Origin of the sequence: Streptomyces sp. NPDC005374, assembly GCF_042872225.1 — a bacterium.
Lineage (GTDB): Bacteria > Actinomycetota > Actinomycetes > Streptomycetales > Streptomycetaceae > Streptomyces.
This window is the reverse complement of record NZ_JBIAKA010000001.1, coordinates 1,127,156-1,146,300: the sequence shown is the minus strand read 5'-3', so window position 1 is coordinate 1,146,300 and position 19,145 is coordinate 1,127,156. Positions and strand designations below refer to the sequence as shown.

18 protein-coding genes are annotated in these 19,145 nt (G+C 68.7%); 5 read left to right on the top strand and 13 right to left on the bottom strand.

Features of this window, described 5'->3' with window-relative positions:
* Position 1 precedes the first annotated feature (1 nt).
* From ACFYRX_RS05330 to ACFYRX_RS05290, 9 genes are all read right to left on the bottom strand, one after another.
* Positions 2-1,006, bottom strand: a complete 1,005-nt coding sequence (locus tag ACFYRX_RS05330; protein WP_389096795.1) for a 3-hydroxyacyl-CoA dehydrogenase NAD-binding domain-containing protein — start codon at positions 1,004-1,006, stop codon at positions 2-4.
* Complete coding sequence (locus tag ACFYRX_RS05325) at positions 1,003-1,749, bottom strand: acetoacetate decarboxylase (protein WP_389096793.1); 747 nt, start codon at positions 1,747-1,749, stop codon at positions 1,003-1,005. Before ACFYRX_RS05325 ends, ACFYRX_RS05330 begins: the two co-directional genes overlap by 4 nt.
* A gap of 1 nt (position 1,750) precedes the next feature.
* The gene (locus ACFYRX_RS05320; RefSeq protein WP_389096791.1) at positions 1,751-2,530 is read right to left on the bottom strand and encodes a crotonase/enoyl-CoA hydratase family protein; all 780 of its coding nucleotides are present in this window, start codon (positions 2,528-2,530) and stop codon (positions 1,751-1,753) included.
* Between the two features lie 19 nt (positions 2,531-2,549).
* Positions 2,550-3,710, bottom strand: a complete 1,161-nt coding sequence (locus ACFYRX_RS05315) for a CaiB/BaiF CoA transferase family protein (protein WP_389096789.1) — start codon at positions 3,708-3,710, stop codon at positions 2,550-2,552.
* Between the two features lie 120 nt (positions 3,711-3,830).
* Complete coding sequence (locus tag ACFYRX_RS05310) at positions 3,831-4,739, bottom strand: LysR family transcriptional regulator (protein WP_389096952.1); 909 nt, start codon at positions 4,737-4,739, stop codon at positions 3,831-3,833.
* Positions 4,740-4,754: 15 nt separating this feature from the next.
* Positions 4,755-5,264, bottom strand: coding sequence for a hypothetical protein (locus tag ACFYRX_RS05305; RefSeq protein WP_389096787.1), 510 nt, complete (start codon positions 5,262-5,264; stop codon positions 4,755-4,757).
* Between the two features lie 14 nt (positions 5,265-5,278).
* Positions 5,279-6,103 (bottom strand): DUF4253 domain-containing protein, encoded by an 825-nt coding sequence (locus ACFYRX_RS05300; protein ID WP_389096785.1) that lies wholly within the window; start codon positions 6,101-6,103, stop codon positions 5,279-5,281.
* A 42-nt stretch (positions 6,104-6,145) separates the two neighbouring features.
* Positions 6,146-6,391, bottom strand: a complete 246-nt coding sequence (locus ACFYRX_RS05295) for a DUF397 domain-containing protein (RefSeq protein WP_389096783.1) — start codon at positions 6,389-6,391, stop codon at positions 6,146-6,148.
* Complete coding sequence (locus ACFYRX_RS05290; protein WP_389096781.1) at positions 6,388-7,215, bottom strand: Scr1 family TA system antitoxin-like transcriptional regulator; 828 nt, start codon at positions 7,213-7,215, stop codon at positions 6,388-6,390. The genes ACFYRX_RS05295 and ACFYRX_RS05290 overlap by 4 nt, the downstream gene beginning before the upstream one ends.
* 113 nt (positions 7,216-7,328) lie before the next feature.
* Here ACFYRX_RS05290 and ACFYRX_RS05285 point away from each other — a divergent pair, with 113 nt between their 5' ends.
* On the top strand, positions 7,329-7,742 hold the full coding sequence (locus ACFYRX_RS05285; RefSeq protein ID WP_389096779.1) for an ATP-binding protein: 414 nt from the start codon (positions 7,329-7,331) through the stop codon (positions 7,740-7,742).
* Between the two features lie 75 nt (positions 7,743-7,817).
* Positions 7,818-9,746: a P-loop ATPase, Sll1717 family gene (locus ACFYRX_RS05280; RefSeq protein ID WP_389096777.1), complete on the top strand. Its 1,929-nt coding sequence runs from the start codon at positions 7,818-7,820 to the stop codon at positions 9,744-9,746.
* Between the two features lie 22 nt (positions 9,747-9,768).
* Here ACFYRX_RS05280 and argS read toward each other — a convergent pair whose 3' ends face one another.
* Complete coding sequence (gene argS / locus ACFYRX_RS05275; protein ID WP_389096775.1) at positions 9,769-11,532, bottom strand: arginine--tRNA ligase; 1,764 nt, start codon at positions 11,530-11,532, stop codon at positions 9,769-9,771.
* A gap of 181 nt (positions 11,533-11,713) precedes the next feature.
* Here argS and lysS point away from each other — a divergent pair, with 181 nt between their 5' ends.
* The gene (gene lysS / locus ACFYRX_RS05270; RefSeq protein WP_389096773.1) at positions 11,714-13,465 is read left to right on the top strand and encodes a lysine--tRNA ligase; all 1,752 of its coding nucleotides are present in this window, start codon (positions 11,714-11,716) and stop codon (positions 13,463-13,465) included.
* 598 nt (positions 13,466-14,063) lie between these two features.
* Complete coding sequence (locus ACFYRX_RS05265; protein WP_389096771.1) at positions 14,064-14,321, top strand: hypothetical protein; 258 nt, start codon at positions 14,064-14,066, stop codon at positions 14,319-14,321.
* Between the two features lie 108 nt (positions 14,322-14,429).
* On the opposite strand, the gene ACFYRX_RS05260 is transcribed toward ACFYRX_RS05265, so the two are convergent.
* From ACFYRX_RS05260 to ACFYRX_RS05250, 3 genes are all read right to left on the bottom strand, one after another.
* Positions 14,430-15,740 (bottom strand): DUF2637 domain-containing protein, encoded by a 1,311-nt coding sequence (locus ACFYRX_RS05260; RefSeq protein WP_389096769.1) that lies wholly within the window; start codon positions 15,738-15,740, stop codon positions 14,430-14,432.
* A 103-nt stretch (positions 15,741-15,843) separates the two neighbouring features.
* On the bottom strand, positions 15,844-16,758 hold the full coding sequence (locus ACFYRX_RS05255; RefSeq protein WP_389096767.1) for a DUF3558 family protein: 915 nt from the start codon (positions 16,756-16,758) through the stop codon (positions 15,844-15,846).
* A gap of 118 nt (positions 16,759-16,876) precedes the next feature.
* Complete coding sequence (locus tag ACFYRX_RS05250; protein ID WP_389096765.1) at positions 16,877-17,710, bottom strand: DUF3558 domain-containing protein; 834 nt, start codon at positions 17,708-17,710, stop codon at positions 16,877-16,879.
* A 204-nt stretch (positions 17,711-17,914) separates the two neighbouring features.
* On the opposite strand from ACFYRX_RS05250, the gene ACFYRX_RS05245 reads away from it, so the two are divergent.
* Positions 17,915-19,108 carry an RtcB family protein gene (locus ACFYRX_RS05245; RefSeq protein WP_389096950.1) on the top strand — a complete coding sequence of 398 codons (1,194 nt, stop codon included), beginning with the start codon at positions 17,915-17,917 and terminating at the stop codon, positions 19,106-19,108.
* Positions 19,109-19,145 lie beyond the last annotated feature (37 nt).

Here is a 19,145-nt window from a genome sequence, read left to right as displayed (position 1 = left end):
GTCAGTTCTCCTCCTTGGCGGTGTTGCCGGTGCCGTCCAGTGCGGCCAGGACGGCGAGTTGCCTGCGGTCGCGCGTCTCGGTGAGTTCCGAGTACGTGGAGGAGCCGTAAGCCTTCTCTACGGCTTCGATGAGCCGTTCCCTCTCTTCGGGGGTCTGGGAGGGGGTGCCGAGGCTTGCCCACATCTGCTTCATCGACATGCCGATGTGCTCGGCCATGTGCCGGTAGCCGCCCGGGCCGCCGCCCAGGTGCGAGCCGAGGAACGGGCCGACCGTCGACCAGCGGATGCCGAGGGAGTTCGTCATGACCCGGTCGAGGTCCTCGGGCGTCACCACGCCCTGCTCGACGAGGTGGATCGCCTCGCGGTTGAGGGCGTTCTGGAGGCGGTTGCCGACGAAGCCGGGGATCTCCTTGCGTTCGACGACCGGGGTGCGGCCGACGAGGGTGTAGAAGTCGGCGGCGGCCTGGACGGCTTCCTCGGTGGTGCGTTCGCCGGGGACGACCTCGACCAGGGGGAGCAGATGCGGTGGGTTGAAGGGGTGGCCGATCAGGATCCGGCCGGCGTCCTCCTCGCCCAGGTCCGCGGTGAACGCGGTCGAGGGGATCGCCGACGAGGAGCTCAACAGGAGGGCGTGGGCCGGGGCTTCACGGGTCAGGGTGGCGAACAGGTCCTTCTTGAACTCGGCGCGCTCCGGGCCGTTCTCCTGGACGACGTCCGCGTCCCGGACCGCCTCGGTCACGTCGGCCGCGATGTGGACCCGGTCGGCGAGACCCTCGACGTCCAGGCCCCGGGCCGCGAGGTGCGGGGCGAAGTCGGCCAGGGCCGCGGCGACCGCCTCGGCGAGGTCGGGGCGGGGGTCGCTCACGCGGACGGTGAGGCCGTGGGCGGCGAACAGGGCCGTCCAGGAGAGGCCGATGGTGCCGGCGCCGATCACGGCGGCGGTACGGAAGTCGTGGGTAGGGAAGTCGGGGGTACGGGACTCGGGCGTACGGGACTTGGGGGTCATGACGCCGTTCCTTCCAGGTAGTCGTGGACCGGCTTGACCGGGGCCAGGGTCAGGTCGGTGAGGATGTGGCTCGCCGAGACGATCTCCAGGACCGGCAGGTCGGCCAGCGGGGCGAGGACGTGCTGGAAGAGCTGGAGCCTCGCGGGGCCGGTGTAGGCCCACTTGACCTCGATGTCGGTGATCTCGGTGCGGACGAGTTCCTGCACGCGGGGCGAACCGTCGTAGCCCGGAACGGTCTTGAGCATGAAGGTGGGCACGGTGATCTGTGCCTCGGCCTCGCGGCGGTCGAGTTCCTGGTGCTTGTAGCCCATCGTGGCGGTGGCGACCCGCAGCGTGCCGTGGTCGAGGGTGCCGACCAGCGTGCCGTGGTCGACGTAGAGGCTGGGGGCGCCGATCGTCTTCGGGTACGCGCTGACCTCGCGGCCCGACGCGGTCGCCGGGAAGTTGTCGAGGTACATGGCGTGCAGGTACTCGCCGCGTTCGCCGTCGAGGCTGACCTCGACGGCCTGGCCGGACTCGGTGTAGGGGCCGTACCCGGTGACGTCGCCCATCCTCATGACCTCGAACCGGACCAACGGCTCGTCGATGCGCAGGGGTTCGGGGACCACGGCACGCAGGGCGTCGGGGTCGGTGCGATAGACGATGTTGAGGTACTCGCGGTCGGTGAACCTCGGGACCACCGGCGCGAACGCCGGACTGGTCAGCGGGGTCGTCAGGTGCCGCCGTACGTCTTCGGTCCTCATGTCACTTCCCCGTCCAGCGCGGGGCGCGGCGCTCGGCGAAGGCGGTCATGCCCTCGCGGACGTCGGCCGTGGCCATCAGGGTCCTTGTCTCCTCGCGCTGTACGGCGAAGGCGTCGGCCTCGGGGACTCCGTCGGCGGCGCGCACGATCTGCTTGACCGCGGCCAGCGCGAGGGGGGCGTTCTGCGCGAGCTGTTCGGCGAGTCGGAGGGCCACGGCGGTGGCCTCGCCCCTGGCGGTGACCCGGTTGGCCAGGCCCAGTTCGGCTGCCCGGCGGCCGTCGACCGGTTCGCCGGTCAGCAGGAACTCCATCGCCAGGTGGTACGGGATGCGCTTCGGCAGCCGGATCACTCCTCCGCCCGCGGCGATCAGGCCGCGCCTGACCTCGGGGAGGCCGAACCTCGCGTCCTCGGCGGCGACGATCAGGTCGCAGCCCAGGGCGAGTTCGAACCCGCCGCCCATCGCCCAGCCCTCCACGGCTGCGATCAGCGGCTTCGTCAGCGCGGTCTCGGTGAGGCCGCCGAAGCCCCGGCCCTCGATCTCGGGGGACTCGCCGCGCAGGGCGGCCTTGAGGTCCATGCCGGCGCTGAAGGTGCCCTCCGCGCCGGTCAGGACGCCCACGCGGAGTTCGGGGTCGGCTTCGAGTTCGTCCAGTGCGGCGGCGAGGCCCGCGGCGACGGCGGCGTTCACGGCATTGCGTGTCTGGGGGCGGTCGATGGTGATCAGGAGGGTCGGGCCGAGGCGTTCGGTCCTTACGTCCCTGCGTACTTGGGTGGTGCTCATGGAGCGCTTCCGCCTTCCGTTATCGGGTGGCCAGTTCGGCGAGGACATCCGCGGTGTCCTGGCCCGCGACGGGTGCCAGGCGGCGGATCGAGCCGGGGGTGGCGGAGAAGTGCACCGGGATGCCCACGGTGCGGATCGCGCCCTCGGTCGGGTGCTCGACGGTGTCGAGCAGGTGGCCGTCGCGGACGTACTCGTCCTCGTGCGCGTGGTCGAGCTCCAGCACCGGTGCCATCGGGATGCTGTGCTTGGAGCACACCTCGTTCCACTCGGCGGTGGTCAGCGCGGAGGCGCACTCGTCGACGAGCGCGGACAGGGCCTCGTGGTCCTCGGTGGCGATGGCCTCGCCGTTGACGCGCGGGTCGGCGGCCAGGTCGGCACGGCCCGCGGCGGCGAAGAAGTCGCGGAAGTTCTGCGGGTTGTAGGGGATCACGCAGGCGAGCCCGTCCTTGGTACGGACGGCCTGGTGGCCCTTCGTCATCGACAGCGGGAAGCCCGTGGGGCCCTGCGCCGGCTCGTAGACGTGCCCGGAGAGGTGCTCGACCAGGTTGAAGGCGATCATCGTGTCCGTCATCGGAATCTCGACGCGCTGGCCCTGCCCGGTGCTGTTCCGGTGCAGCAGCGCGGCGAGCACGCTGTACGCGATGGTCAGCGAGGAGACCTTGTCGGCGAGGATGGTCGGCAGGTAGACGGGCCGGCCCAGGGCCCGGTCGGCGACGTCGACGAGGCCGGAGGAGGCCTGCACGGTCTCGTCGTAGGCGGCGTCACCGGCCCGGTCGGAGTCGCTGCGGAAACCCTGGGCGTGTGCGTAGACCAGGCCCGGGTTGCGCCGGGCGACGTCGTCGTAGGTCAGGCCCAGGCGGCCCAGCGCGTTCGGGCGCATGTTGGTGATGAGCACGTCCGCGGTGTCGATCAGTTCGAGCGCCCGGTCGCGCTCGGCGTCGTCCTTGAGGTTGAGCACGACGCTGCGCTTGTTGCGGTTGACGTTGAGGTTGAGCGGGGTCATGCCGGGCGTGGTCCGGTACTGGCCGACGCGCACGGTGTCCGCCGGCGACTCGATCTTGATCACGTCGGCGCCGAGGTCCCCGAGGATCTGGGCGGCGTACGGGCCCATCACCACGGTCGAGAGGTCGATTACGCGCACACCGTCCAGGGGGCCGGTGGGGGTGTTGGTGTCCGTCATCGTTCGTCCTTTCGCACGTGCTTCGTTGCCTGAAATCGAAGCTAGTCGCGAAGGGAGAGAAACGGAATGATCATGATGCGAACGACGGTATGACCACAGTGGTCATACCGTTGTGGTCCGCTAATTGCGCAGGGGTTCGCTGAAGATCTCGCGGGCGGCCTCGACGAGTTCTGCCAGGTCACCGGTGTCTGCGTCGGCGCGCTCACGGCTCCAGAACAGGGCGGTCTCCAGGCGTGGGTGGAAATCCGTGAAGGGGAGAACGGTCACATTGTCCATTCGGTAACCACGCATGGGGCTTTTCTCGTCCAGCATGGAAATGGAGAATGCGAGGCCGGAGGAAATCACCTCCGCAGTCGCCCCGAATCCCGTGTTGGTGAGTTTGATGCGTTTCTTCACCCCGAGTTCCGCCAGCTGGTGGTCGAGCTGGTCGAAGTACGCGGGGGTGATCTCCGCGGGCGAGGCCGCGTAGGGGAGATCGGTCAGTTCGGCCACCGCGATCGCCTCCCGCCCGGCGAAGCGGTCCGCCGGTACGACCGCGCCGAGCCGCTCCGACATCACCGTCAGCTGCTCCAGCGCGGGACCGGCGACCGGGAGCCGGGCCAGCGTCAGCGCGAGGCGGCCGTCGCGCACCGCGGTGACCAGGTCGGCGGTGGCGCCGGGCCAGCGCTTGATCTCGAACCGCTCCCGGACGCGCTCGGTGAGGGCGTTTACCCGGTCCCGCAGGTCGGGGTGGACGCCCTCGGGCATACCGATGAAGGCGGTGCTGCGCCGCGGCCGGGTCGCCTCGCTCAGCCGCCACGGGATGGAGTTGACCTGCTCCAGCACGTCCCTGGCGATCGGCAGCAGGGCCGCACCGGCCGGGGTGAGCCGGACGTGGTGCGTACTGCGGTCGAAGAGCCGGTGCCCTGTCTCGTGCTCGAGATCCTTGATCCGCTGGCTCAGCGGCGGCGTCGACATGTGCAGTCTGCGCGCTGCCGCGGTGAAGTTCAGTTCCTCGGCGACGGCCACGAAGTAGCGCAGGTGCAGCATTTCCACGGTGGTGACTTACCTGTCCTTGCCTGTCGAGATGCCTGTCGAGGTCCAGAAGGTCACGGTCGGACCGTAGGAGCCGTCCTCCTCGTCGCTCACCTCGACGATGATCTCGCGATCCGGGTAGCGCGAGGAGAGGACCCCCTGCCAGCACTCCCCGAGCGCCAGGGCGAGTTGAGGCAGTTCCTCCCCGAGTTGGTCGTCATCCGTCAGGGCTGTGTTGTTGAAGGTGTCCCACAACTCGACGTGATTGACGACGACTTCGATGCGGTTCCGGTCGTCACCCAGCTTCGTGAACCAGTCGTCGACAGTGCGCTGGCGGAAGCGCTCCTTCAGGAACACGCAACCCCGGTACTCGACCGTCTCGGGGCAGAACAGCCAGGCCGCGGCCAGGACGAAGCGCAGGCCGCCCTCGAAGTCGAGGTAGTTGTCCGGGGCGAGGTTCTCGTCCTTCCAGGCGGTCCGCCACTTCTTGAAGAAGGCCGGCAGCTCACGCTCGGACCACGACGGTTTGACGCTGCTCATTGCATCTCCCAGGATCAGTCCCACCAGAAGGACCAGACGCGTTGGCCCAACACCGCGTGTTCGGCGTATGCGCGCAAGGTCTCGTGGTGGCCCTGGGTGATGTTGTCGGGGCAGAACGCGAAGTGCTCCACGGCGATGGCCTCCGCGTCCTCCTGCGTCGTGGGCGGGGCGGCGACGGACACGACCAGCTGGTCGAAGGTGAGGGCGAGCACCCGTATGCCGAAGCGGTCCTCCCAGGAGCGCAGGACCGCGCAGAGGCGGGCCGTGTCGCCCTCGTAGTTCACGGGTCCCGTCCAGCCGATGACCGCCGGGATGTCCGCACTGCGGCGGGCCGGGACCAGCGCGAGGCGCGGCTCCTTGAACCAGGAGCCCTCGTCCAGAAGCGCGTCGACGGTCTCGGCGGCCCGGGTGTCAGGGTCGACGCTCAGGGAGGCGGGGGCCGGGACGGGGCCGGGCCACGCCTCGTCGTAGGGGGCGATCGTCTCGTCGAGGTCGTCGGGCTCCTCGATCGCGTACTCCCAGTACTCGGCCAGGATCTCCTCCGGGTCATGGTCCCCCGGGTACGACATCTCGCCCGGCCTCAGGTCCCACTCCCCGGGGCCGCCCTCAGCCCCGCCGACCTCTATCAGCACCGGCAGCAGCCCGGCCCGGGCCGCCGGTGTGCCCAGCGCGGTCCATGCGCCGGAGGACGCGGCGTACTCGGCGTGCCACAGCAGCGGTTCGTGCCACGGGCCGTCGTCGGTCGCGTCGATCAGTCTCCCGAGCGGGAGCCCGAGCCCGAGGGAACGCCCGCTCGGGTCTGCCGCCAGGGTGGGCAGCGGGTTGGGAAGAGTCGCCATGTCAGTGACTGTAGGGGCCGCCACTGACAATGGCCGACGGCACTACTTGAGACCGGTGGTGAAGGCGGTCCAGGTGGCGGGGGCGACCGCGAGGGTGGGGGCGGTGGCTTCGGGGGTCTTGGAGTCGCGGATGTGGATGGTGTGGGGGCAGGCGGCGATTTCGACGCACTGGCCGCCTTCGTCTCCGCTGTAGCTGGACTTGCGCCAGGCGACGGCGACTTCGAGGCATTCGCCGCCCTCGTCGCCGCTGTACGTCGACTTGAACCACTGAAGTGCCTCGGTGCTCATTGCTCTCCTAGCAGACGGTCCAGCAGGCCTTTCGACTCCAATGGGGACAGGGCCTGTGCTCGCAGCATCGCATATTTGCGCGCGAGGATGGACACCTCATCTGCGTCAGAAACCCACTGGCTGCCGCGCTGGCCCTCGATGTAGGCGAGGTGCTGGTGGTCAGGGGTCTCCAATAGGACGAAGGGGCCGTTCAAGCCCGCATGTGAAGGACTGGCCATCGGCAGGAACTGGAGTGATACACAAGGGAGTTCGCTGCACAATCGCAGGTGCCGGAGTTGTTCCATCCGGGCCTCCGGACCTCCGATTGCCAGGTGTAGCACCGGTTCCCAGATGACGAAGCTGACCGTAGGCGGGCTCTTGCGGTGCAGGATGTCCTGACGCTCGATGCGGGCTACTGTCCTCGGCTCGATCTCCTCCTCTTCGTAGGCCGGGACCCGCTCCCGGAGTACAGCTTCCGCGTACGCTCGCGTCTGAAGGAGGCCCGGCAGCACCTGGTTGGCGTAGAAGGACAGCGTGATCGCCTGTCGCTCATGCTCCATGTACAACTCGGCCCACATCGGGAACTGGTCGATGTCCGGCAGGTTGGCCACGCCCGCCGCCAGCATCCCCTTCGTGTCCAGGACTTCGTCCAGCAGCGCGGCCAGGTCCGGCTTCAGGGTCCGGCGGCCCTGTTCGATCGACGCGATGGTCTCCTCGTCGACGCGGACGAGGTCGGCGAGGGCGGTCTGGGTGTGGCCCGCGGTGCGGCGGGCGGTGCCGAGTTGTTTGCCCAGCATCTTCATGGACGTGAGGTTTTTCGGCCGCGGCGGCTTCCTGGCGCTCATGAAGCTCTCCATCCCCCTCGGGGTACGTACGTCACCGGGTACGAGCCCGTACAAAAAATCTGTACGGGTTCACGGAGTGATCAACGATAGTCACTCTGCGCGACGATCGTCCCGTGAACGAGACGATCCAACTCCCCCTCCTGCGCGAGAGGTTCTTCCGCCGCGAGCGTCGATCCGTCCCGGCCGCGAGGGTGTTCGCGGCCGGGACGCTCGCCGACTGGGGTCTCGCCGGGACCGAACGTGCCGACGACGTGCTGCTGTGCGTGAGCGAGCTGGTGACCAACGCGGTGGTGCACGGGGTGCCGCCGGGACGCCAGTTGAGGCTGTTGCTGCGATTCGACGGGCGGACGGTGGTCGTGGAGGTGCACGACAGCGGGTCCGGTGTGCCGCACGTCGTCCACGACGGGGACGAGGGCGGGCGGGGGCTGCTGCTGGTCGCCGCGCTGAGCGACACGTGGGGAGTGCGGGAGCGGGCGCTCGGGAAGGCCGTGTGGTGCGAGTTCGAGCGCTTGGCGCAGGAGGTGTGACGGCCGGTGACGTTCCCGGCCCCCGTGTCGGTGGCTCCCGCTACCGTGGGTGTTTGCTCGACATAGGGGGACGGCATGGCCGACGAGCCGCTGCTCGCACGCTTGCACTTCGGGCGTGAGGACGCCGAACGGGACGTGACCGAGGGGCTGTTGCTGCGCGGGGGGTTTCTGCCCAACGCCGCTTACCGGGGCGCGCTCAGCGGGCGCAAAATGCTGATCATCGGGCGCAAGGGGTCCGGGAAGAGCGCCATCTGCATGCGGTTGATGTCGGATGCGGGGCACGCGGGCGGGAAGGTGCTCGTCACACCCGACGAGGCCGCCGGGGAGGAGATCCGGCGCTTCGAGTTGCAGGGGCTGCCGGGAGACTCGGCGAAGGCGCTGATCTGGCGGTACGTGTTCGCCGTACACGCGGCCAGGCATCTCGTCGACCATGCCAGGGGTGCGCACGAGGGCGGTCACAAGGCCGACTCGGTGAAGGCGCTCGGGCGGTTCCTCAAGCAGAACGGCGAGGCGCCCGGTGGTGGTGGCCGGCTGGTGGAGCGGCTGGCGCAGGGGGCACGCGGGTTGCAGACCTCGCTGTCGCTGGAGGCGTTCGGAGTCAAGGCCGGTGTGGACCTCGCCCAGTCGCCGTCCGAAGGGGCGCGCGCGGCACGGCAGTTGGAGATCGTCGAGCAGAGCGTGGCGAAGGCCTTCGGCGATCTGGGCTGCGACGGCGTCGTACACCCGCCGCTGCTGCTGATGGTCGACCAGCTGGAACAGGTGTGGTCCGCCGAGCCCGACAGCAACTCCATGGTGATCGGGCTGCTGCTGGCGGCCAAGCACGCGGCGAGCCTGTACGGCCGTTCGCTGCGGTTCCTGTTGTTCCTGCGCGCCGACATCTACGACTCGCTGTCCTTCGGGGAGGGCGACAAGTTCCACGGCGACGAGCTCAGGATCTCCTGGACCGAACAGGCCCTGAAGGACCTCGCGTTGGCCAGGGCGCGGGCCTCCGTGGGCGAGGAGCTGACCGAGGATCGGCTGTGGAAGGAGCTGTTCCCGCAGACGGTGGACGGGGAGGAGATCACCGGCCATCTCTTCGGCCGCTGTCTGCCGAGACCCCGTGACGCCATCCAGTTCCTCAACCTGTGCCAGGAGAAGGCCTGGCTGGACCATGAGCGGGACCGGATCACCGAGGCGGACGTGGCGCAGGCGGGCCGGCAGTTCTCGGAGTGGAAACTCAAGGACCTGACGTCGGAGTACCTGGTCGCGCACCCCTTCCTCAGGAACCTCTTCCCGCTCTTCCAGAACACCGGATACGTCGTCACGCGCGCCGCCCTCACCCGCCGCTTCGAGGCGGCCGCCGAGACGCTCCACCACGACTTCCCCGCGTATGCGAACGCGTTGACGCTCCTCGGGGTCGTCGACGTGCTGTACGGGACCGGTTTCCTCGGGGTGCGGCGCGGCAACGACGTGGTCTACGCGGGGGATGACGGACTGCCCGTCCAGCCGCACGAGACGGAGTTCCAGGTCCATCCGTGCTTCCGGGCGGCGCTGGGCGCGACGACCGCTGTCGACCTGCGACGCTATGAGCCCCAGTTCGCGGACACCCGCGTCTCGGCGGGCACCTTCGGCCTGGGGGCGTCGGGTTCGTCCTCCCTCAACCGCGACGACCGGCTGCTGATGCAGCTCGCCCGCTCCTGCCACTCGATCCTCGCCCAGGTGGGTCGGGCGGTCGGGCTGACGCGTGACGTCCGCGACGAGATCACCGTCCAGATCAACCGTCTCCTGGGCGAGGTCAACGGCATCCCGCCGGGCGCCGCGTCATCCGTCGGCGTCGACGTGGACGACTACCTGCTCACCACCGCCCACTACCTCACCGGCCTCGCGGCCCAACTCCGCGCCAGCGGCCTGGAGGAGAGCACGGGCATCGGAGAGGTGGCCGGCCGGGTGGAGGAGGAGGAACGGCGGTTGCGGCGCTCGGCGGGCGGGCTGTACGGCAGTTCGGGCGGCTCGAACGGACCCTGAACTGCCGTACGTACCGCCCGGGTCAGAGCTTCTCGGGCGTCCTGATTCCCAGCAGGGCCATTCCCCGGTGCAGGGTCCGGGCCGTGAGGTCGCACAGGAACAGGCGGTTCTCCACGATGTCCTGGGCCGGGCGGGGCCGGATCACCGGGCACTGGTCGTAGAACGTCGTGAACAGGGACGCCAGTTGGTACACGTACGCGGCGACCTTGTGGGGGGCGTACTCCGCCGTCGCCTCGAACACCGTGGCGCCGAAGGCGTCCAGGTGGAGGGCCAACGCCCGTTCCGCCGGGGCCAGTTCGAGCTCCGGGTGCGGTGCCGGGGAGGCGTCCTCCGCCTTGCGCAGGATGGACCTGATGCGCGCGTACGCGTACTGGAGGTAGACGCTCGTGTCACCGTTGAGGGAGACCATCTGGTCCAGGTCGAACTTGTAGTCGCGGCTCGGGGAGGTCGACAGGTCCGCGTACTTCACGGCGCCGATGCCGACGTAACGGCCGTTCTCGACGATCTCCTCCTCGGTGAGGCCCACCTTCTCGGCCTTCTCGCGGACGACGGCGGTGGCCCGCTCGACGGCCTCGTCCAGCAGGTCCTCGAGCCGTACCGTCTCGCCCTCACGCGTCTTGAACGGCTTGCCGTCCGCGCCGAGCACCGTGCCGTAGCCCATGTTGTGCGCGGTGACACCGTCGGTCAGCCAGCCCGCCCGGCGGGCCGTCTCGAAGACCATCTTGAAGTGGAGGGACTGGCGTACGTCCACGACGTAGAGGAGCGTCGTCGCCTGGAGGTCGACAACGCGGTTCCTGATCGCTGTCAGGTCGCTCGCCGCGTAGCCGAAGCCGCCGTCGGCCTTCTGCACGATCAGCGGGACCGGCTGGTCGTCCTTGCCGCGGATCTCGTCGAAGAAGACGACAAGGGCGCCCTCGGAGCGGACCGCGACGCCCATCTCCTCCAGGAGGCGGGCGGTCTCGGGCATGCCCTCGTTGTACGCGGACTCGCCGACGATCTCCTCGTCGCGGATCTCCATGTCCAGCTTCTCGAAGACCGAGTAGAAGTAGACCTTCGACTCGTCCACGAACTGCTGCCAGAGCTCGAGGGTCTCCTTGTCGCCGGACTGCAGGGCGACGACCCTCTTCCGCGCCCGCTCCTTGAACTCCTCGTCGGAGTCGAAGACCACGCGGGACGCCTTGTACACCCGGTTCAGGTTGCTCATGGCCTGCTCGCCGTCGACCTCGGCCGCCGGGGCCAGCTCGCCGGGGTTCTCGAACAGGTACTGGATCAGCATGCCGAACTGGGTGCCCCAGTCGCCGATGTGGTGCCGGCCGATCGTCTTCTCGCCGGTGAAGTCGAGCATCGCGCGCAGCGCGTCGCCGATCACCGCGGAACGCAGGTGGCCGACGTGCATCTCCTTCGCCACGTTCGGCTGGGCGTAGTCGACGACCGTGGTGCCGGGGTGCTCCGCGAGGGGGACGCCCAACCGGTCCGCGTCGGCGTGCCGGGCCGCGAGGTTCTCCGTGATCGCCCTGTCGGTCAGCGTCACGTTCAGGAAGCCGGGGCCGGAGACCTCGATGTCCTTGATCAGGTCGCCGGTGGTGATCCGGGAGACGACCTGCGCCGCCAGGTCCCTCGGGTTCGCCTTGGCCTTCTTGGCGAGCGCCAGGATGCCGTTCGCCTGGAAGTCGGCCCGGTCGCTACGTCGCAGCAGGGGGTCCGCGGGTGCCTCCGGCAGGGTGGCGGAGATGGCGGAGGCGAGCTGCTGGTTGACGTTGTCGCTGAGGGGCGTGACCGGGGCCATGGGAAGGGGTGCCGTTCTCCTCGGGGGATCTGATGGGCACGGTCAGTATCCCATGGGGGGTGTAGCGGTTTTTTTGGCCGCGGGACGGTGGGGGGCCGGTCGCGCAGTTCCCCGCGCCCCTGGGAGGCGGCTGCGCCGCCTAAACTGAGGGTGCAGCTGGTTGTCCCATAGAAAGAAGGACGTGCCGATCGTGGGTCAGAGCACCGAGACCACCGACTGGGTCTCCCGTTTCGCGGATGAGGTCATCGAGGAGTCGGAGCGTCGGGCCCCCGGCAAACCAGTGGTCGTCGCCTCCGGGTTGTCCCCGTCCGGCCCGATCCACCTGGGCAACCTCCGCGAGGTCATGACCCCGCACCTCGTCGCCGACGAGATCCGCCGCCGGGGACTACAGGTGCGGCACCTCATCTCCTGGGACGACTACGACCGGTACCGCAAGGTGCCCGCCGGGATCGCCGGGATCGACGGCTCGTGGGCGGAGCACATCGGCAAGCCGCTGACCTCCGTGCCCGCGCCCGAGGGGTCGTCGTACCCGAACTGGGCCGAGCACTTCAAGGCCGCCATGGTCGACGCGCTCGCCGAACTCGGCGTCGAGTTCGACGGGATCAGCCAGACCGCGCAGTACACCTCGGGCGTCTACCGCGAGCAGATCCTGCATGCCATGGCGCACCGCGGGGACATCGACGCGATCCTCGACCAGTACCGGACCAAGAAGGCCCCGGCCGCCGCTGCGGCGAAGAAGCAGCAGAAGCCGGTCGACGAGGCCGAGGTCGAGGCCGCCGAAGGGTCCGGCGCGGCCGCTGAGGACGACGGGTCCTCCGGTTCCGCCGGGTACTTCCCGTACAAGCCCTACTGCGGCAACTGCGAGAAGGACCTCACCACCGTCACCTCCTACGACGACGGCACGACCGAGCTGTCGTACACCTGCAACGCCTGCGGGTTCGCCGAGACCGTCCGGCTCAACGAGTTCAACCGCGGCAAGCTGGTCTGGAAGGTCGACTGGCCCATGCGCTGGGCGTACGAGGGTGTCGTCTTCGAGCCCTCCGGCGTCGACCACTCCTCTCCCGGGTCGTCCTTCCAGGTCGGCGGGCAGATCGTCGGGATCTTCGGCGGCAAGCAGCCCATCGGGCCGATGTACGCGTTCGTCGGCATCTCCGGGATGGCCAAGATGTCGTCGTCCAAGGGCGGGGTCCCGACCCCCGGCGACGCCCTGAAGATCATGGAACCGCAGCTGCTGCGCTGGCTCTACGCCCGCCGCCGGCCCAACCAGTCCTTCAAGATCGCCTTCGACCAGGAGATCCAGCGCCTCTACGACGAGTGGGACAAGCTCGACGCCAAGGTCGCCGACGGCTCCGCGCTGCCCGCCGACGTGGCCGCGCACTCCCGCGCGGTACGGACGGGCGGCGGCGAGCTCCCCACCACGCCCCGCCCCCTGCCGTACCGGACGCTCGCGTCCGTCGCCGACATCACCGCCGGGCACGGCGACCAGGCGCTGCGGATCCTCAGCGAACTGGACCCCTCCCACCCGCTGGGGGCACTGGACGAGGTCAGGCCGCGGTACGACAAGGCCGAGGCGTGGATCAACACGCAGGTACCCGCCGACCAGCGGACCATCGTGCGCGACGAGGCCGACGCCGAACTGCTGAAGTCCCTGGACGAGGCCTCCCAGCAGTCGCTGCGGCTGCTGCTTGACGGGCTCGCCGCGAACTGGTCGCTCGACGGGCTCACCCACCTCGTCTACGGCGTGCCCAAGGTGCAGGCCGGGTTCTCCGCGGACGCGACCCCCAAGGAACTGCCCGCCGAGATCAAGACCGCCCAGCGGACGTTCTTCGCCCTGCTGTACCAGCTGCTCGTCTCGCGGGACACCGGGCCCCGGCTGCCCACGCTGCTGCTCGCCGTAGGACAGGAGCGGGTCCGGGCGCTGCTCGGGGAGTGACGGGCGGCAGGTGAAAGGGGGCCCCGTTCTCGGACGAGGGCCCCTTTCGCATGTCTGCTTCACGGGTGCCGGGCGATCAGGAGATGACCATCACGGTTCCGTAAAGGATCTCTGAGGTGTTCGTGAGCTTCCGAAGTGGGACTTATGGGGAGATGGTGTCGGGTTTGAGGGTGTGTTCGTCCAGGTCGGAGCGGTTTCGTTAACCTCCGCGACAGGTAACTCCCCTTTGCTCACTCCTCACTCGGGGTGCACGTGCATCCCTGACGGTCAGTGGAGGGGGAGGGGCGTTGAAGAGACGCGACCTGTGGCGAGTGGGGCCGCCGCGCAGAACGACCCGGCTGGTTTTAGCGGCCTCGGACACGTCCAGGTCCGCGGACTCGACCACGTACGCCCTGCCCGGCGGGGAGCTGCAGACGGAGGCGTACGCGGGCCCGGTGCGGGTGAAGCAGGACGGTGCCTGGAAGAACATCGACACGTCGCTGTCCGACACGGGTGCCGACCTCACGCCGGCCGTTGCGACAGCGGACATCGCGGTCTCCGACGGTGGGGACACCCAGTACGAGAGGTACCCATGCCGGCTGTTGAGATAGTTCAGGCGGTGTTCGTCGTGGCTCTCCTCGTCGCCGACGACAGATCCGCCGTGAAGCCCCTGGCGGTGTGGACCGCCGTGGGCTTCACCGCGAGCCAGATCCTCACAGGGCGGGACGACGGACTGGCCGACATCTTCTTCAGGCTGTGCATCGCCGTGTTCGCCACCATGGCGATAGATCGCTGGAACTCCGAGCACGACCGGCCCATATGGTTCGCCGGGACCGCCGCCTTGTTGAGCGGGCTGCTCATCGGCTGGGTGGCCTGACACCTCACCTGGTGAGCGGCAGCACCCGCTCCCCTTTGCCACCGTCTCCGGCAGTCCGCAGGCGGTGGCACGGGGGAAAGCCCCCAACCGAGCTCCTGGACACACGTCCTACGCGATGTGGTCTTCCTGGAGTTCCGCCGTGTGGCGGTTGGTGAACCGCTTGACCATGCGCTCGGCGTCGCGCTGCGGGAGCGTCGTGCCGAACGTCGCCTCCACATCGCCCCTGAGCTGCCCGGGGGAGGGATAGCTGCCGTCTATCGACTTCTTGAACACCTGGTAGAAGTCCTCCTCGGTCGGCTCCGGGGGACCGCCGCCCTCACCCAGTTCACGGGTACGACCACCGGCCACCGGGATGGGGAAACTGCCCGTCTCCTCCATGGAGGGGTTCAGCTCCGGCTCCCGGGGAGGCTCCGCGTACTGGATCTGCTGGAGCTCGTACTGCTCGGCCTCCAGCTGCTCCTCGTACCAGCTCTCGTACTGCTCCTGCGGGGTGTAGTTGGGGTTGTAGCCACCCTGGTACTCGACCTGCCTGGGCGCCTCGAACCAGGGGCTCTGCTCCGCGTCGAACGGGTCGGGCACCTCGTACGCGTCGGGCCCGTTGCCCAGTTCCGGGCGCTGCTCGCCGGGAGGCGCCGCCCTCGGCGGGACGGGCGCGGCCTCGACGGCACGGCTGCCCGGGGCCGCGGGCGCGTCTACGGCGACCTGGGACACCGGAGGCAGCAGCACCGGCTCGATGCCCGCGGCCGCCAGGCCCGCAGGGGCCGTTTCGGCCAGCGGGACGCCGTACCGCGCGAGCCGCAACGGCATCAGGCTCTCCACCGGAGCCTTGCGGCGCCAGGCACGGCCGAAGCGGGAGTGCAGACGGGCCCGGTACACCAGACGCTCCTGCTCCAGCTTGATGACCTGCTCGTAGGAGCGCAGCTCCCACAGCTTCATCCGGCGCCACAGCAGGAACGTGGGGACGGGAGACAGCAGCCAGCGGGTGAGCCGGACGCCCTCCATGTGCTTGTCCGCCGTGATGTCCGCCATGCGGCCGATCGCGTGCCGGGCCGCCTCCACCGCCACCACGAACAGCACCGGGATCACCGCGTGCATGCCCGTGCCCAGCGGGTCCGGCCAGGCCGCCGCACCGTTGAAGGCGATCGTCGCCGCCGTCAGCAGCCAGGCCGTCTGACGCAGCAGCGGGAACGGTATCCGGATCCACGTCAGGAGAAGGTCCAGGGCCAGCAGGACACAGATACCCGCGTCGATACCGATCGGGAAGACGTAACTGAAGTTCCCGAAACCCTTTTTGAGGGCGAGCTCGCGGACGGCCGCATAGGACCCCGCGAAGCCGATGCCGGCGATGATCACGGCACCGAACACCACCACGCCGATGAGCACGCGATGTGTTCGAGTCAGCTGGATGGGCGCGGACACCCGTACTCCCCTCCCTGTACGTGTTGTTGCGGGCAACAGACTGGCACATGTGTGCTGTGGACGGGTGGCCGGTACTGGCCGTCAGCGTTACTTCGGCGCTACTTCAGCTGGTCTTCGCGGTCGACTTGGACGGAGATGCCGACTTGGAGGGCGCCTTTGACGGCGACTTCGACGGCGCCTTCGACGTGGACGCGGAGGGGGACGCCGATTTGGAAGGCGCAGTGGACGGCGCCGCACCCGACCCGCCCTCGCCGTTCGCCGCCGACACCGACGTCACGACCTCCTTCGCGGCCTTCTCCGCGAGCTTCGCGAGAGCGTCCGCGCCAGGAGCCTTGTCACCCGCCAGACCCGCGCCGTTGTAGTCGACGGTGACCACGACGTTCTCCACGCGCGTGACGACCGTCTGCTGCCTGAAGGCGCCTTCCTTCTTCTTCAGGTCGTAACGCACCAGCGTCGCCACATCACCCGTGCCCGCGACCGCCTGCGACTTGGTGCCCTTCGCACCGGCCACCGACTGGGCGTCCTGGATCTGCTGCTGGTAGTACTTCTGCGCCTGCGCCTCACCCGTACCGCGCGAGGTGTCCGACTCGAAGCGCAGCAACGAGACGTTCAGCCAGCGGAACTGCGAGCCCTTGACACCGTTGTTGTCGAGGCTGCTCCAGGAGCAACTCCCGCGTGTGCCCGCCTCCGACGTGCCCTTCTTGCCCGACTTCGAGGCCTCCGGGACCAGCGACTTCAGAGTCTTCGCCGACAGCACCCCGCACGACTCGGGAAGCGACTTGTACGCCGCCGCCTGCACCGTGGGCGCCGCGCTCACGGAGGCCGACGCAGAGGCCCCGCCGTCCGCGCCCTTGCCTGCGGCGGAGCTACCGCTGTTACTGCCGGAGTCGGAGGAGCAGCCCGCGGCGATCAGCATCACGGGGACTGCGGCCGCGCCAACAAGGACGCGGTGAAGACGCTTCGCTCGCCGGGCACCTCGGTCACGCTCTGCTCGTCGCTGCATGGTTCCTTCACTCATGACGCTTGTGGTTCCTGCCGTCGGATCGGGTCCGAGGAGTCACCGTACGCGGTGAGGAACCTGTGCGGTCCAGCTTCGAACGCTTGGTGCGCATGGGTGAGGGGTGTGTGCAGAACTCTCAGCCGGACAGCGACCCGGCCAGCTGCGAGGCCAGTTTCCGGGCGTTGTCCTGCATTTCCTTGCTGTCCGGAGTGACGCCGACCGACGTCGGCTGCTCCTCGTACTCGATCGTCACGATCACGTTGGACGTGCGGAACGCCACAGTCACCTTGCGCTGTTGCGCCGTCGAACCGGCACCGCTCAACGCGTCGTCCAGGAACGCCTCGTCACCGAGATCGTCCAGCAGACGGGGCTCGAGATCGGACGGAGTGGCGGAGCCACTCGGAGAGGCCGAGGCGGACGCGGTGCCGCTGGGGGCGGTCGAGGACCCCGCCGCCGGGCTCTCTGTGGCACCGCTCGTGCCGCTCTCCTCCACGTCCGACACGGCACTCGACGTCGCCGCCACCGGCAGGTCCGCCTTGTCCTCGACCTGCGCGAAGAGCTGCTGCGCCTGGCTGTCGTCGCTGACCGCGTTGTCGTACGACACCACCCGCTCGAAGTCGATCGACAGGTACTCGGTGGCGTCCGTGGCCTCGACCTTCCAACGGCAGCCGACCTTGCGGTCCGTGTCGTAGGTCAGCGTGGCCTCGCCCTCGTAGGCCTTGGCGCGCTGGTCCTCGTCGGTGATCTGCGCGATGCCGGGCAGCAGCGCGTCGAGAGTGCTCTGACTCACCACGCCACAGGCCTCGGGGAGCGTGCGGTACTTGCCGGGCTGGGCGACCACGGAGGCGGTGCCCTGGTCGCCGGGGTTCGCGTCGTCCGTCGTGCCGTCGTTGCCCGAGCTGCCGGTGCAGCCGGCCAACAGCGCCGCGAGGAGGGCGGCGACGCCGGGTACGTAGGCCTTCCGCTGCACGGTGGGGCTCCTCTCGGAATGTCTCCGACTCGTGGGGATCAGAGTGTCCCCGCAGGTTAATCACTTGCCGCACGGGGGCGTCCCCTGAGGACAATGTGTATCGCACGCACTGCTGTGAACGCCGGTCCGTCGTCCCATACGTCGATCTTGGCGCCGGTTTTGCGAAATGAGACTTCTGTTTGTTTCCGGGGGATTGAGGACGAAATGTCGTACGTGGAGATGCCGGGCGCCAAGGTCCCGATCAGGATGTGGGCCGACCCGGCCACCGTCGAGGACGGTGCCCTGCAGCAGCTGCGCAACGTCGCGACCCTGCCGTGGATCAAGGGCCTCGCCGTCATGCCGGACGTCCACTACGGCAAGGGCGCGACCGTCGGGTCCGTCATCGCGATGCAGGGTGCGGTGTGCCCGGCCGCGGTGGGCGTGGACATCGGGTGCGGAATGTCGGCGGTGAAGACGTCCCTCACGGCGAACGACCTGCCGGGGGACCTGTCCCGGCTCAGGTCGAAGATCGAGCAGGCGATTCCGGTGGGGCGGGGGATGCATGACAGTCCTGTGGAGCCGGGGCGGTTCCATGGGCTGGCCACTGCGGGGTGGGACGACTTCTGGGGGCGGTTCGATGGGGTGGCCGAAGCGGTGAAGTTCCGTGGGGAGCGGGCGGCCAAGCAGATGGGGACGCTGGGCGGGGGCAACCACATGATCGAAATTTGTCTCGATCAGTCAGATTCGGTCTGGCTCATGCTGCACTCCGGTTCCCGGAACATCGGCAAGGAACTGGCCGAGTTCCACATCGGCGTGGCCCAGAACCTCCCGCACAACCAAGGGCTGGTCGACCGTGACCTGGCGGTGTTCGTCTCGGACACTCCGCAGATGGGGGCGTACCGGAGCGATCTGTACTGGGCTCAGGAGTATGCGAAGCACAACCGCGCGATCATGATGGGCCTTCTGAAGGACGTCATCCGCAGGGAGTTTAAGAAGGCGAAGCCGACCTTCGAGACGGAGACTTCCTGCCACCATAACTATGTAGCGGAGGAGCGCTACGAGGGAATGGATCTGCTGGTCACCCGTAAGGGAGCGATCCGTGCAGGCTCCGGCGAGTACGGGATCATTCCCGGTTCCATGGGCACCAGCTCGTACATCGTGAAGGGGCTCGGAAACGAGAAGGCATTCAACTCGGCTTCCCACGGGGCAGGTCGGCGCATGAGCCGGAACGCGGCCAAAAGGCGCTTCTCTGTGCGGGATCTGGAGGAGCAGACGCGGGGCGTCGAATGCCGTAAGGACTCGGGAGTCCTCGACGAGATCCCGGGTGCCTACAAGAACATCGACCAGGTGATGGAGCAGCAGCGCGATCTCGTCGAGGTCGTGGCGAAGCTGAAGCAGTTCATCTGCGTGAAGGGCTAGAAGTGCTGTGGGGCGCGGCGATCGAGTGCCACGCCCC

Excerpts from the sequence above, each read along its gene's own strand:
- ACFYRX_RS05330 (WP_389096795.1), bottom strand. The coding sequence starts at position 1,006 with ATGACCCCCAAGTCCCGTACGCCCGAGTCCCGTACCCCCGACTTCCCT.
- ACFYRX_RS05325 (WP_389096793.1), bottom strand. The coding sequence starts at position 1,749 with ATGAGGACCGAAGACGTACGGCGGCACCTGACGACCCCGCTGACCAGT.
- ACFYRX_RS05320 (WP_389096791.1), bottom strand. The coding sequence starts at position 2,530 with ATGAGCACCACCCAAGTACGCAGGGACGTAAGGACCGAACGCCTCGGC.
- ACFYRX_RS05315 (WP_389096789.1), bottom strand. The coding sequence starts at position 3,710 with ATGACGGACACCAACACCCCCACCGGCCCCCTGGACGGTGTGCGCGTA.
- ACFYRX_RS05310 (WP_389096952.1), bottom strand. The coding sequence starts at position 4,739 with ATGCTGCACCTGCGCTACTTCGTGGCCGTCGCCGAGGAACTGAACTTC.
- ACFYRX_RS05305 (WP_389096787.1), bottom strand. The coding sequence starts at position 5,264 with ATGAGCAGCGTCAAACCGTCGTGGTCCGAGCGTGAGCTGCCGGCCTTC.
- ACFYRX_RS05300 (WP_389096785.1), bottom strand. The coding sequence starts at position 6,103 with ATGGCGACTCTTCCCAACCCGCTGCCCACCCTGGCGGCAGACCCGAGC.
- ACFYRX_RS05295 (WP_389096783.1), bottom strand. The coding sequence starts at position 6,391 with ATGAGCACCGAGGCACTTCAGTGGTTCAAGTCGACGTACAGCGGCGAC.
- ACFYRX_RS05290 (WP_389096781.1), bottom strand. The coding sequence starts at position 7,215 with ATGAGCGCCAGGAAGCCGCCGCGGCCGAAAAACCTCACGTCCATGAAG.
- ACFYRX_RS05280 (WP_389096777.1), top strand. The coding sequence starts at position 7,818 with ATGGCCGACGAGCCGCTGCTCGCACGCTTGCACTTCGGGCGTGAGGAC.
- argS (WP_389096775.1), bottom strand. The coding sequence starts at position 11,532 with ATGGCCCCGGTCACGCCCCTCAGCGACAACGTCAACCAGCAGCTCGCC.
- ACFYRX_RS05255 (WP_389096767.1), bottom strand. The coding sequence starts at position 16,758 with ATGAGTGAAGGAACCATGCAGCGACGAGCAGAGCGTGACCGAGGTGCC.
- ACFYRX_RS05245 (WP_389096950.1), top strand. The coding sequence starts at position 17,915 with ATGTCGTACGTGGAGATGCCGGGCGCCAAGGTCCCGATCAGGATGTGG.